Genomic DNA, 12,441 nt, shown 5'->3' on the forward strand with positions numbered 1-12,441 from the left:
ACCACGCGGATCCCTCCGCAGGTCCTCACATGCATCCGTACGAGGTCGGTCCCCGCCCATCCCAACCCGCCCGGCCACACGACCCCGTCCACCCGCCCCAGTTCCGAGAGGTCCGCACTTGAACATCGTGGTGATCAACGCCTACGTCCGCGAGAACGCCGGCGACGCCGCCCTGCTCTCGGTGTGCCTGAACCAGGTCCGCGAAGCCTTCCCCGACGCCGACCTGATGATCGCGGGCATGGAGGACGCGGCCGTGCACTCCGAGTTCGAAGGCGTGCGCAACATCGGATCGATCCGTCGCTACGTCGCCGACGGCACGGTGTCGCTCCCTCGCCGCCTGCTGCGCAAGGCGCTGCTGGGCCTCGCGGGCACCGCCGCCGTCACCCTGCCGCGCCCGCTCGCCCGGGCGGTGGTTCGAGTGCTGCCGGCCGAGGCCCGGCGTGAGGCCGACGCCGTGTCGCGCGCGGACCTGGTGGTGTCCATGGGCGGCGGATACGTCCTGGCCCGACCCGGGCTCGACGGCTACCAGAACATCTTCTTCGTGCTGCTGCCGGCGCTGCTGGCACAGAAGGCGGGCGTGCCGGTGGTCTGGGCCCCCCAGTCCTTCGGCCCGTTCCCGGCCGCCGCGCAACGCAGGCTGGTCGGCCGGGTCATGTCCCGCTCCGCCGCGGTTCTCGCCCGCGAGGACGTCAGCGTCGGCGAGCTCCTGACATGCGGAATACCGACGGATCGCATCGAGCGGGCCGTGGATGCAGGGTTCGCCTTCGCCCCCGAGCCGATGACCGACTGGCGCGACCGGCTCGGCGTGGGCCCGGGCGAGAGCCTCGTCGGTGTCACCGCCCGCCGCTGGCTGGCTCCGGCAGCCCAGGACCGATACGAGCGGGAACTGGCCCGCACGATCGACGCCGTGCAGGCCACCGGCGCCCGCGTGGTGCTCATCCCGCAGGTCAGCACCGACTACCTGGGCGACGACGACCGGGTTTGCGAACGTCGTATCGCAGCGCACTGTGCGAGCGGACCGCTGATGATCGACGAGGTCGTCGACTACCGCGACCTGAAGGGCCTGTACGACGAGTGCTCCCTGCTCATCGGCACCCGCTTCCACTCAGTGATCTTCTCCCTCACCAGTTGTGTTCCCTGCGTGGCCATCGAGTACGAGCACAAGACCCGGGGCATCATGGCCGACCTGGAACTCGGCGAGTGGGTTCTGCCCATCGCCGAGGTGACCCACGACCGGCTGTGGGCACTGGTCGAGCCGTTGTTGAAGGACCCGGCACCGTACCGCGCGGTCCTCGACCGAAACCTGCCCGGCTACGTCGCGCGCGCCCGCTCACTGCCCCGGCGGCTCCAGGAGGCGGCGTGAACAGCGGGCACGCGCCCGCCGCGCCGACGGTGCTGCTGGCGACGCCGTACCTGCCGCCGTCGCTCGGCGGGGTGGAGCAGTACGTCTGGCACCTCGCCCGCGAACTGGGCGCGCACCACGGGTACCGCGTCGTCATCGCGACGACGACGGGCGGGCCGGGCGGGCGGCCGGGGCGGTCCGAGGACGGGCCCGACGGCTGCGTCGTGTACCGGCTGGCGGCCCCCGTGCTGCTGTCGCGCACGCCCGTCGGCACGGGCTGGCGACGGCAACTGCGGCGGATCATCGAACGGGAGGGCGTGGACCTGGTCAACGGGCACGCGCCCGTGCCGCTGTTCGCGGACGCCGCGGCCCGGGCCGCCGGTGACACCGGCCGGCCGTTCGTGCTGACGTACCACACCGGGCGCATGCGCAAGGGCCGGGCCGTGACCGACGCCGCGCTGGCCGCGTACGAACGGACCGTGCTGGCCGGCACGGTACGACGGGCCCGTGAGGTCATCTGCTCGTCCGACTACGTGGTGGCCGACCTCGCTCGCCTCTTCGCGGGCCGGTCCACGACGATCCCGCCCGGCGCGGACCTGGACCTCTTCACTCCGGGCCCGGTACCGGCCGAACCCCGGGTCCTGTTCGTCGGGTCCCTGGAGCAGCACACCGCCTACAAGGGCCTCTCCGAACTGCTCGCTGCGGTATCCGAGTTGAAGGAGCAGGGGAGTCCCGTACGGCTGGAGGTCGTGGGCGACGGAACGGCGGCGGGCAACTACCGGCACACGGCCGACCGGCTCGGACTCGGCGGCAAGGTCACCTTCAGCGGGCGGTTGTACGGCGCGGACCTGGCCGCCGCCTACCGGCGCGCGCGGGTCCTGGCCCTGCCCACGTCCTACGACAGCTTCCCCAGCGTCCTGGTGGAGGCGATGGCCGCCCGGCGCCCCGTCGTCACCACCGGCGTCGGCGGCATCCCGAGCCTCGTCCGGCACGAGGACAACGGCCTGCTCGTGGCGCCGGGTGACCGCGCCGGACTGCGCACCGCGCTGACCCGCGTGCTCACCGACGAGGCCCTCGCGGACCGGCTCGCCGCGGCGGGGCTGGCCCATGTCCGCCGCGAGCTGGGCTGGGAGCGGCAGGCGACCCGCACCGCCGACGTGTTCTCCCGAGTGCTCGAGGGCCGTGGACGCCGTACGGTCGCGGTCGTCGCCCCCTACTACCCGCCCAAGATCGGCGGTGTGGAGAACTACGCCGCCAAGGTCGCCACCTCGGTCGCCGCGGACCCCGAGCTGCGGTCCGTGGTGATCACCACCAACACGGCGGGCCGCCGCACCGGCGTGACCGTGGAGGACGGCGTGCCCGTCGTCCGGCTCGGCACCTGGGCCCGCCTGTCCAACACTCCGCTCAGCCCCCTGTGGCCGCTGCAGTTGCGCGGTTGGCTGCGGCGGATGCGGGTCGAAGTGATCAACACGCACGCGCCGGTGCCCGGCCTCGCCGACCTCGCGGTCGCGCTGCGCGGCCGGCGGCCCGCCGTGGTCACTTATCACGCCGGCTCGATGCTGAAGGGCGAGCCCGGAGCCGACCGGATCATCCGCTGCTACGAACGCCGTGTGTTGCCCCGGGTGTTCGCCCGGGCGGCGGCCCTGATCGCCGTGTCCCCGGTCTCGCTGGCCGCCCGCCACCCAGGCGCCGTACAGATCACCCCCGGCGTGGACACCGACCGTTTCACACCCGGCCCTCTCCCGCCGTCCCGGCGCCCCCGCACGGTCGTGTACCTCGGCCGCATGGACCGCACCTCGTCCTGGAAGGGCGTCGACGTCCTCCTCGCCGCCGCCGCGAAACTCCCCGACGACGTCGAGGTCACCCTCGTCGGCGACGGCGACGCCGTCCCCGACCACCGTGCCCGCGCCGAACACCTCGGTATCGCCGACCGCGTGCACACCCCCGGCCAGCTCACGGGCGACGACCTGGTGACGGCCCTGCAACAGGCCGCCGCCGTCGTCCTTCCCTCACTCAGCGAGGCCGAGTCCTTCGGCATGGTCCTGATCGAGGCCATGGCCTGCGGCACTCCGGTCGTCGGCTCGGACGTCGGCGGCATCCCCCACGTGATCGATCCCGGCGTCAACGGCCTCCTCGTCCCGCCCGGAGACCCGGCCGCCCTCGCCGACGCCCTGCTGGCCCTCCTGGGCGACGGAAACCTGGCCGACCACCTCGGCGCGACGGGCCGCCACACCGCGGTCGAACGGTACGCGTGGCCTGCGCTCACGGCTCGCTACGTAAGGCTGTTCAGGAAACTGGAGGCGGGGAACCGCTGAGTAGCGGCGTCCCGTCACTCGTCCAGAGGCGGCTCCCCCTCCACCAGCCGTTCCGCGATGTCGTCCGCCCACTCCTGGGCCCAGCGGCGGAGTGCGTTGATCCCGGTCTCGTCGAGGCCGTACGCCGTGAACTGCGAGTCGTCGAGCCACTCCGCGCCGGTCAGGCGGGCCTGCAGATCCGTCAGGTCGAAGCCGTCACCGGCGTGGCGGCGGGCCAGTTGCTCGAGTTCCGGGTGGCTGAAGCGGTCGGAGGCGGCGTGGACGTCGATGAGGTCGCGGGCGAAGCCGCGGTCGGCCAGGGCCCGGACCTTCATGCCGACGACGTCTTCGAGGGAGACGGTCAGCCCCGGCTCGGTGACGACCGGCGGATGCCAGAGCGCCTCCTTCAGCACCTGCAGTTCGCACTCCTCACCGGTGGACGGCTCGGTGACGCCCAGCCGCGCGGCGAGAGGGTCCGTCCCCAGCGGACGTACGGACCAGCCTCGTTCCTCCAGGCCCGCCCGGACGGCGGAGGCGATCTCCTCCATCGGGGCGGGGCTCTCCGTCGCCACGTCCACGTCCCGGCTGGGCCGGTCCACCAGCCCGTGCGCCCGTACCGCGTCCCCACCGGCGAGCGCCAGAGCGTACGGCGCGCCGACGGCGAGGACGTCGGCCACGAGCCGTCGATGTGGTTCCGCGAGCTTCACGCCGTCTCAATCAGGACCGGTCGGGGGAGGGCATGCCTCGATTATGTCCGCGACCGCGACGCGGAGCGCGCCGCCTCGAAGGCGCGGGCGTGTCCGGGCAGGCCTGGCCGGACCGCCGGGCGGCCAACTGGTCCTCGGGCAAAGGATGGCGAGGACGGCACGCGGCGAGGACGGCGAGGACGGCGAGGGTGTCCATTGGCCTGGCACACCCGACCCCTTGGGTCTCTCGCCCTGCTCCGCGCGGGCCGGGTGCCGCCGTCCGTCCGGGACCGCGGTGAGGTCCGTCAGCCTGTGGGCGTGCCGATCTGGTTCTGTTCGAGCGCGGAGCGCAGCTTCGACATGGCGCGTGCGGCGGCCGAGGCCGAGGAAGCGTCGAGAGTGCCTCCGATCAGCTCGGCCACCCCATCGGTGAAGGTTCTCTCCGCGGCGTCGACGAGTTGCGAGCCGGCGTCGGTCAGGGCCAGCAGTGACGACCGGCGATCCGATGGATTCGGCTGCCGGACCGCCCAGCCCTGCTTTTCCAGCCGGTCGATGCTCTTGCTGGTCGCCCCGATGCCGATGGCGAACTCGGCGGCGAGGTCCGCCACACGGGATCCGGGGTGGTCGCGCAGGTAGCGCAGGGCCTCGAACTGTGAGGTGACGATCCCGTGCCGCTCACGGAGGCGGTCGTTGAGGGCGTTGTACAGACGCGTCTCGCACCGGACCAGATCGGCGAAGAAGCCGGGGAGGTCGACCTCGTCGCCGCCCGATGTATATTCCATGGCATATAGTGTACAGGAAGCTACCTACGGGGGAGTTCTACCCATGAGCAGGGAACAGCGCGCCCAAGTCGACGCGATGCTGCGGCAGCCGCGGCCCGAGGGCCCCCGGTCGGTCGAGGCGATCCGCGCCGGATTCAAGGCGCTGATGGCCCGGATGATCGTGCCCGACGGCATCCGCACCGAGCGGACGACGCTCGGCGACCGACCCGCGCTGCATGTGGAGCCGGACAACGGGCGCCGCGCCGGGACGATCCTGTATTTCCACGGCGGCGGATGGGTGTTCGGCTCCCCCGAGACGGCCCTGTCGCTGACGGGAAACCTGGTGGCCAGGACCGGCTTCGCGGCGTACTCGGTGGACTACCGACTCGCCCCCGAGCATCCGTTCCCGGCCGCGATCGAAGACACCCTGGGCGCCTACCGTGCCCTCCTCGACAGCGGCGAAGACCCCTCGGCCATCGCGTTCGCCGGTGACTCCGCCGGTGGCGGCCTCACCGTCACCACCTGCCTCGCCGCCCGCGATGCGGGCCTCCCCCTGCCCGCCGCCGTCGTGGCGTTCTCCCCGGGCCTCGACGCCACCCGGACGGGCGAGAGCATGGACGCCAAGGAAGGCATCGACCCGATCTTCACCCGCGAGGCCGTCGAACGCACCGGGGCCATGTACCTCGCCGGAGCCGACCCGCGCCAGCCACTGCTCAGCCCGGCCGTCCTCGCCGACCTCACCGGCTTCCCCCCGATGCTGATCCAGGTGGGCACCAACGAAATCCTGCTGGACGACTCCACGCGCCTTGCCGCGCGCGCGAGGGCGGTCGGAGTGGACGTCATCCTGGACGTCACCGCCGACGTGCCGCACGTGTTCCAGTCGTTCGCCGGCGTTCTGGACGAGGCGGACGAGGCGCTGGACCGCGCGGCCCTCTTCCTCACCCAGCGCATGCGGACCCGGGGCACGGCGCACACGCCGGCGGAGTAGCACCGCCCGGCCCCCGGTTCCGGGGATCGTCATCGTCACCCGCGAGGGCCTGACCGCCGCAGCGCCGGCGGCCGGGGCGGCGGGCGCGCCACCGCCGCCCCGAGGAACTGCCCGCAACCGGTCACCGACGCCGGGACGCGGGCGAACCTCGCCGGGGCGTCTTCGGCATTTAGGTCGGGATCAGACCTCAATGGCCTCTAGCGTCCCTCCGTGCGCCATACACGCCGCACAACGCCACGCAGAACAGCGCCAAGCGGCTCCACACAGCGCCATCCAGCACCAACACAGCGCCATGCGGCGCCACACGGCGCAATCCAGCACCACACAGCGCCATGCGGCACCACACAGCGCCATGCGGCAGGACGACAAGACGAGAGATGACCAGCGACAAGGCGGACACCATGAGCTTCGACAACCCGGCCACCCCCGACCCCGTCCACGCGCCCGCAGTCACCGGCGAGCGCGCCGACCTGTTGGAGGTGCTGGCCAAGCAACGGCAACTGCTGCGCTTCACGACGCGTGACCTCACCGACGAGCAGGCCGGGCGGCGCACGACCGCCAGCGAGCTGTGCCTGGGCGGTCTGGTCAAGCACGTCACCGCGGTCGAGCGGACCTGGGCCGCCTTCATCCTCGACGGTCCCTCCGTGATGGGCGACTTCGCCGCCATGACCGAGGCCGACTGGGCGCGTCGGGCCGACGAGTTCCGGATGCTGCCCGGTGAGACGCTGGCGGGCGTGCTGGCCGACTATGCGGAGGCGGCGCGCCGGACGGACGAGTTGGTCGCCGCCCTGCCCGACCTGGACGCCGCTCAGCCGCTGCCCAAGGCGCCGTGGCACCGGTCCGACGAGAAGTGGTCCGCTCGCCGGGTGCTGATGCACGTCATCTCCGAGACCGCCCAGCACTCCGGCCACGCCGACATCATCCGGGAGAGCCTGGACGGCGCCAAGAGCATGGGCTGACCGGCGGCGGTACGGCGATCCCCGAGGACCGGCGACGGCCGCCACCCCGTCGTCCTGCCCGGGAGGTTCCCCACCGCAGGGGGGCGACGGGCCTCGGCGGACGACCCCCGGCGTCCGGGGGCAGCCGTCGGCATGGGCTGCCGGTGGGCGGGGGCGGCTTGGTCAGGTCAGCTTCTTGTACATGTGGACGTCCTCGGCCCCGCCGGGGATGCCCGGAGTCCGGCCGGTCTCCACGTAGCCGTGACGCAGGTAGAAGGACGGGGCCTGGAAGCTGTACGACGAGACGCAGGCACGGTCGCAGCCACGGCGCCGTGCCTCCTCCTCCGCGGCCACGAGGAGCCTGCTTCCCCAGCCGTCCCCGCGGCTCTCCTCGCGCACCCAGACCATGTCGATGCCGAGGAGTCCGCCCCACGTCCAGGCGGCCAGGCCCCCGATGAGTTCGCCGGACTCGTCGACGGCCTTGACCGACAGTTCTCCCTGGTCGGCCTCAGTGGTCCCGGTGGCCCGGAAATTGAGCTCGTCCAGGCCCTCGGCCAGGCGGTCGCTGAGTTCGGGGTCGCGGTGGCCGATGCTCAACGTCGCAGCGGTGTTGTCAGGCGCCATGCCGCAGAGTGTGACATACAGGGACGAGCCGGCGGGGGTCACGCCGCTGTGGACTTCGCGGCGGCCGGGGCGGCCGGGGCGGCCGGGCGGCTGGGGCGGTCGGGGCGGCCGGTCAGCGGGGAGGTGCCGTACCCCGCAGTGGGGACGGGGAAGGTGACGCTGGCCTGATCGCGTTGCCGTCGACACCACCCATCTGACCCGGAATCAGGTGTCGGGGTGCGGTCAGGGTTTGCTCAGGGACGCTCCCTGATGAGGGGGACCACCGGTGCGCAGGAGACTCGTGGTCGGGCCGGTCGGACGTCGGTCCGACCGCCACCGTCAGGGAGAGCCCCTCGTGAACTCGTCTGCCCGTCACCGCCGTTGGACCGCCCTCGTCGCCTCCGGCGCCGTGCTGCTGACCCTGGCCGCGGGGATGGCCGCGCCCGCCTCTGCCGCGATGTCCGGCCCCGCACCCGCCACCGCCGGCGCGCCGTTGCCCGCTCTCGACCCGGTCGCGCTCAAGGCGGCCATCAGCGGCCTGCCGAGCGCGGACGTCACCGGCGCGCTGCTGCGGATCACCGGCAGCGCGGGCCACTGGTCGGGCACCTCGGGCGTGGGCGACCTGGAGACCGGTCAGGGCGTCCCGCGCAACGGGCACATCCGGATAGGGAGCATCTCGAAGGTCTTCACCGCGACCATCGTCCTCCAGCTCGCCGCCGAACACAGGATCGACCTGGACGAGCCCGTCCAGCGGTATCTGCCGGGCGTCCTGCCCGCCAGCCTGCCGCCCGTCACGGTCGGCCAACTGCTCGACCACACCAGCGGTCTGCCGCGCGCCGCCGAGACCGCGGACTTCGGCGACGGCAGCCCCGAATGGTTCGCCGCCCACCGCCTGAAGAGCTTCACCCCGCAGCAGGTGATCGACCTGATGGCAGGACAGCCGATGCAGTTCGCACCGGGCACCGCGCAGCAGTACAACGGGATGAACTACTTCGTCGCCGGCCTGCTGGTCGAGAAGATCACCGGGCACACCTTCGCCCACGAGGTGCGCTCCCGGATCACCCGGCCCCTGGGCCTGCACGACACCTACGTCCCCGACGCCGACGACCCGCGCCTGCCGGAGCCGCACTCCCACGGCTACCTGGCGGTCACGTCGCCGGACGGCACCACGCATCCGGTGGACGTCACCGAGCAGAGTCCCTGGCCCTGGGCCGAGGGCGGCATGATCTCCACCCCCGCCGACCTCGACCGCTTCGTCACCGGCCTCTTCCGTGGCCGTCTCCTCCCGCCGGCCCAGCAGGCGAAGCTGTTCACCGTCCCCGACGTGCCGAGTTTCCACAGCAGCCAGTGCCGCAGCCAGGCCGACGCGGGCCGGGCCTGCATGACGATGGGCCTGATGCGGGTCAAGGCGTCCAACGGCGTCGTCGTCTGGGGCAAGACGGGTTCCCGGCCCGGATACACCAGTGGTGTGTTCGCCACCCGCGACCTCTCCCGCAAGATCGTCTACTCCGTCGACCCCACCAACCTCAACGGCACCGAGATGCGCTACATCCTGCGGATAGCCGCCGCCTCCTTCGGCACCCTGGTCCCGGCCGAAGGCTGACCTCCCGACAGCCGGCTGCGCCGTCGGTGCCAGGGGTGGTCGTCAGGCGGGAGCCGGGTGAACGGGACGTCAGATCGGCTCCGCTCGCCGAGACGGGTTCCCCCGGCTCCGCTCCGCTGATCGCCGGGACGGCCGGCGCGGTCGTGCCGGCCGGTGCCGCCCTGGTGGCCGTCGCACGCCGGCGCCGCGGCGCCCACCGCTGACCCGGACGCCCCGGCCGAGCCGAGGCCGGGGCGGGCTCAGTGCCCCGGGGCCAGGTACGTGACGCCGAAGCGGAAGTCCCGCCGGTGGCCGGGCTCCAGGGACAGGGCGGTGGTGTGTTCCGGGCGGTTGAAGGCGTTGGTCATCGTCTCGACGGGTTCCAGCGCGATGGAAGCACGCCGGTCACGCGCCAGGGTGTCTCCGGTGAACACGTGCATGTAGCCGCCGTACTGCCACACCCGCAGTTCCTCACCGCTCGCCGGATCGCTCAGCACGGTCTCCGCCCGGCCGCCGGGACCGGGGGACAGGTCCGCGTAGCAGGCGTCGATGACGGCTGCGCCCAGCCGTCTCGGCGTGCGGAAGTCCCTGTCGGGGCAGTGGTCCAGGGGCAGCAGCGCCTCATCGCCGGGCAGCGGGATGAGCGAGGCGTCGGTGCGGATCAGGGTGTCGGCGGGGATGTGCAGGACCAGGTCGTCGATGGGCCGGGAGAGGCTGAAGTAGGGGTGCCAGCCCGCCGCGTAGGGGGCGGTGGTGTCGCCCACGTTCGTCGCCCGGATCTCGACGCCGAGCTCGTGGCCGGCGACGGTGTACTCCACCTCGAGGTCCAGGGCGAACGGGTAGCCGGGGTACCGGTCCGGTGTGATGCGCCCGGTGCGCAGCACCAGACGCGCGGAGTCGGCCGTCGTGGTCGTACCGGCGAGCTCGAACGGCGCTTCACGGGCGAACCCGTGGTAGATCGTGCGGTCCCCGTGGCGGCCGGGCAGCAGGTCGTGGTCGCGGCCGCGCCAGCGGTAGCGGCCGTCGGCGACGCGGTTGGGGAACGGGGCGAGCAGGCCCGCCCGTACGCCGTCCTGCGACAGCAGTTCCGCCTCGTCGCGGTAGCCGTCCGTCAGCTCCGCAGGCCGCCCGGCCGCCCCGCGCCGGACCTGCCAGCGGAGCAGCGTCGCCCCGCGCAGGGCGAGGACGGCGCGCACGGAGCCGTCCGGCGCGGAGACGGACACGGTGGGTTCGCCGCCGAGGCTGCCTTCGGCGATCCGGTACTCGGCGGCCATCCCGCCCCTTCCCCTCAGCCGGCTTCCGGGGCGAGCTTCTTCGCCCCCGTCATGATGGCGACCGCGTCCTCCATGGAGTGCGACTGCGGGGTGATGACCCCGGCGCAGGCGCCGAGCCGCTGGATGTGGATACGGTCGGCGACCTCGAAGACGTTGGGCATGTTGTGGCTGATCAGGATGACGCCCAGGCCCTGGTCCCGCAGGTCGCGCACCAGCCGCAGCACCTGGCCCGTCTCGCGGACGCCGAGGGCGGCGGTCGGCTCGTCGAGGATGACGACGCGGCCGCCGAAGGCGCCCGCGCGGGCCACGGCCACCGACTGGCGCTGGCCGCCGGAGAGCGTCTCCACGGCCTGGTTGATGTTCTGCAGCGTGCTGATGCCCAGCCGCTTGATGTGCTCGGACGCCTGACGCCTCATCTCGCCGGTGTCGAGCATCCGGAACACCGAGCCGAGCGGACCCTTGCGGCGTATCTCCCGGGCCAGGAACAGGTTGCTGGCGATGTCCAGCGCCGGGGCGACGGCCAGGGTCTGGTAGACCGTCTCGATGCCGGCCTCCCGGGCGTCCTGCGGCCGCTTGAAGTGGACCTCCTTGCCGTCCACGAGGATGCTGCCCTGGTCCGGGACCAGCGCCCCGGAAAGGGTCTTGATCAGAGTGGACTTGCCGGCGCCGTTGTCGCCGATGACGGCGAGGACCTCGCCGGAGTGGAGGGTGAGGTCGACGTTGTTCAGGCCGACGACCCGGCCGAAGACCTTGACCAGGCCCCTGGCCTCGAGAACGGGTGCGTTCTGGGTCACGACTTCACCTTCCGGATCCACTGGTCGACGGAGACAGCCGCGATCACCAGGATGCCGACCGCGAGGACTTGGTAGTTGGGGTCGATCCCCGCCAGCGCCAGGCCGTTGACGAAGACCTGGACGATGAGCGCGCCGATCAGCGAGCCGAGCACCACGCCGCGTCCGCCGAACAGGCTGGTGCCGCCGATGACGACGGCGGTGATGGACTGCAGGTTGGCGTTGAGACCGCTGTTGGGGTCGCCGCCGCCGACCCGGCCGACCAGGATCCAGGCGCCTACGGCGATGGCGAAACCGCCGACCATGTAGGCGCTCAGGAGCACCCGGTTGACGGAGATGCCGGCCAGGCGGGCGGCCTCGACGTCGTCGCCGACGGCGTACAGGTGCCGGCCCCAGGCGGTGTAGCGCAGGGCGTAGCCGACCACCGCGTACAGGGCGATCATGAGCAGGACGCCGTTGGTCAGGTTCAGCTGGCCCAGGGAGACCGTGTTGGCGGTCCACATGAGGATGTTGCCCGGCTGCAGGGCGACGGTCTGGCCCTTGGCGTAGATGAGGGTGATGGCGGTGAAGACGCTGAGGGTGCCCAGGGTGACAATGAAGGGGGGCAGCTTGATCTTGGTGACCAGCAGCCCGTTGACGGCCTGCGCCGCGATGGCGACGGCCGCCCCCGCCAGCAGTGCGACCACGCCCGGCAGGTGGTTGTCGGCGACGAGCTTGGACATCAGCAGCGAGGCGAGCACCATGACCGCGCCGATGGACAGGTCGATGCCCGCGGTGAGGATGATGACCGTCTGGCCGACGGCCAGTGAGCCGATGACGGCGACCTGCTGGGCGACCAGCGACAGGTTCTGCAGCGCGTAGAAGCGCTCGTTGACCAGGGAGAACACCACGGCGGCGAGCACCAGGACGATCGCCGGGCTCAGTGCGGGCTGGCGGTGCAGCACCGAGTGGATGCGCTGGGTCAGGGTGGCGGGCCGGTTGAGGAACTCCTCCAACGGCGCCGGTGTGGCTTCACTGTCCACGTGGGTGGTCACAGGGGGTCCTTCCGGTTCATTCCCTCGTGAAAGGCTCATGGGCTCGGGTGGTCCGGGGGGGGGGGGGGGGGGGGGGGGGGGGGGGGGGGGGGGGGGGGGGGGGGGGGGGGGGGGGGGGGGGAGAGAGAGGGGGGGGGACGACGAGCAA

Annotated in this window: 12 protein-coding genes; 6 read left to right on the top strand and 6 right to left on the bottom strand. The window is 72.4% G+C overall.

All coding sequences use genetic code 11. The features are described from left to right. Positions 1 to 127: 127 nt before the first annotated feature. A complete protein-coding gene (locus ACZ4SW_RS02800; protein ID WP_468237590.1) occupies positions 128 to 1,363 on the top strand; it encodes a polysaccharide pyruvyl transferase family protein in 1,236 nt (411 codons plus the stop codon). Next, positions 1,360 to 3,657 carry a glycosyltransferase family 4 protein gene (locus ACZ4SW_RS02805; RefSeq protein ID WP_468237018.1) on the top strand — a complete coding sequence of 766 codons (2,298 nt, stop codon included), beginning with the start codon at positions 1,360 to 1,362 and terminating at the stop codon, positions 3,655 to 3,657. The genes ACZ4SW_RS02800 and ACZ4SW_RS02805 overlap by 4 nt, the downstream gene beginning before the upstream one ends. A 14-nt stretch (positions 3,658 to 3,671) precedes the next feature. Here the strand turns inward: ACZ4SW_RS02805 and ACZ4SW_RS02810 are convergent, their stop codons facing one another. Both ACZ4SW_RS02810 and ACZ4SW_RS02815 read right to left on the bottom strand, forming a co-directional pair. After that, positions 3,672 to 4,343: a nucleotidyl transferase AbiEii/AbiGii toxin family protein gene (locus ACZ4SW_RS02810; protein ID WP_468237020.1), complete on the bottom strand. Its 672-nt coding sequence runs from the start codon at positions 4,341 to 4,343 to the stop codon at positions 3,672 to 3,674. Positions 4,344 to 4,627: 284 nt separating this feature from the next. Beyond that, positions 4,628 to 5,104, bottom strand: coding sequence for a MarR family winged helix-turn-helix transcriptional regulator (locus ACZ4SW_RS02815; RefSeq protein WP_468237022.1), 477 nt, complete (start codon positions 5,102 to 5,104; stop codon positions 4,628 to 4,630). Positions 5,105 to 5,147: 43 nt separating this feature from the next. On the opposite strand from ACZ4SW_RS02815, the gene ACZ4SW_RS02820 reads away from it, so the two are divergent. Next, positions 5,148 to 6,071: an alpha/beta hydrolase gene (locus ACZ4SW_RS02820; RefSeq protein WP_468237025.1), complete on the top strand. Its 924-nt coding sequence runs from the start codon at positions 5,148 to 5,150 to the stop codon at positions 6,069 to 6,071. A gap of 401 nt (positions 6,072 to 6,472) precedes the next feature. Beyond that, positions 6,473 to 7,030, top strand: a complete 558-nt coding sequence (locus tag ACZ4SW_RS02825; RefSeq protein WP_468237592.1) for a DinB family protein — start codon at positions 6,473 to 6,475, stop codon at positions 7,028 to 7,030. A gap of 162 nt (positions 7,031 to 7,192) precedes the next feature. Here ACZ4SW_RS02825 and ACZ4SW_RS02830 read toward each other — a convergent pair whose 3' ends face one another. Further along, positions 7,193 to 7,633 carry a GNAT family N-acetyltransferase gene (locus tag ACZ4SW_RS02830; RefSeq protein WP_468237027.1) on the bottom strand — a complete coding sequence of 147 codons (441 nt, stop codon included), beginning with the start codon at positions 7,631 to 7,633 and terminating at the stop codon, positions 7,193 to 7,195. A gap of 334 nt (positions 7,634 to 7,967) precedes the next feature. Here ACZ4SW_RS02830 and ACZ4SW_RS02835 point away from each other — a divergent pair, with 334 nt between their 5' ends. Both ACZ4SW_RS02835 and ACZ4SW_RS02840 read left to right on the top strand, forming a co-directional pair. Next, positions 7,968 to 9,215, top strand: coding sequence for a serine hydrolase domain-containing protein (locus tag ACZ4SW_RS02835; RefSeq protein ID WP_468237029.1), 1,248 nt, complete (start codon positions 7,968 to 7,970; stop codon positions 9,213 to 9,215). A gap of 35 nt (positions 9,216 to 9,250) precedes the next feature. Further along, positions 9,251 to 9,418 (top strand): LAETG motif-containing sortase-dependent surface protein, encoded by a 168-nt coding sequence (locus ACZ4SW_RS02840; protein ID WP_468237032.1) that lies wholly within the window; start codon positions 9,251 to 9,253, stop codon positions 9,416 to 9,418. 36 nt (positions 9,419 to 9,454) lie between these two features. Here ACZ4SW_RS02840 and ACZ4SW_RS02845 read toward each other — a convergent pair whose 3' ends face one another. Genes ACZ4SW_RS02845 through ACZ4SW_RS02855 form a run of 3 tightly spaced genes read right to left on the bottom strand, consistent with a single transcriptional unit; the run spans position 9,455 to position 12,293 of the window. Next, complete coding sequence (locus ACZ4SW_RS02845; RefSeq protein WP_468237035.1) at positions 9,455 to 10,468, bottom strand: aldose epimerase family protein; 1,014 nt, start codon at positions 10,466 to 10,468, stop codon at positions 9,455 to 9,457. A 14-nt stretch (positions 10,469 to 10,482) separates the two neighbouring features. Next, the gene (locus ACZ4SW_RS02850) at positions 10,483 to 11,262 is read right to left on the bottom strand and encodes an ATP-binding cassette domain-containing protein (RefSeq protein ID WP_468237038.1); all 780 of its coding nucleotides are present in this window, start codon (positions 11,260 to 11,262) and stop codon (positions 10,483 to 10,485) included. Beyond that, positions 11,259 to 12,293: an ABC transporter permease gene (locus tag ACZ4SW_RS02855; protein ID WP_468237040.1), complete on the bottom strand. Its 1,035-nt coding sequence runs from the start codon at positions 12,291 to 12,293 to the stop codon at positions 11,259 to 11,261. The genes ACZ4SW_RS02850 and ACZ4SW_RS02855 overlap by 4 nt, the downstream gene beginning before the upstream one ends. Positions 12,294 to 12,441 lie beyond the last annotated feature (148 nt).

This window comes from Streptomyces sp. NPDC028331 (assembly GCF_055565775.1).

What these genes read in the sequence shown, in the direction of transcription:
- ACZ4SW_RS02815 (WP_468237022.1), bottom strand. Translation starts at nt 5,104, where the DNA reads ATGGAATATACATCGGGCGGCGACGAGGTCGACCTCCCCGGCTTCTTC.
- ACZ4SW_RS02820 (WP_468237025.1), top strand. Translation starts at nt 5,148, where the DNA reads ATGAGCAGGGAACAGCGCGCCCAAGTCGACGCGATGCTGCGGCAGCCG.
- ACZ4SW_RS02825 (WP_468237592.1), top strand. Translation starts at nt 6,473, where the DNA reads ATGAGCTTCGACAACCCGGCCACCCCCGACCCCGTCCACGCGCCCGCA.
- ACZ4SW_RS02830 (WP_468237027.1), bottom strand. Translation starts at nt 7,633, where the DNA reads ATGGCGCCTGACAACACCGCTGCGACGTTGAGCATCGGCCACCGCGAC.
- ACZ4SW_RS02845 (WP_468237035.1), bottom strand. Translation starts at nt 10,468, where the DNA reads ATGGCCGCCGAGTACCGGATCGCCGAAGGCAGCCTCGGCGGCGAACCC.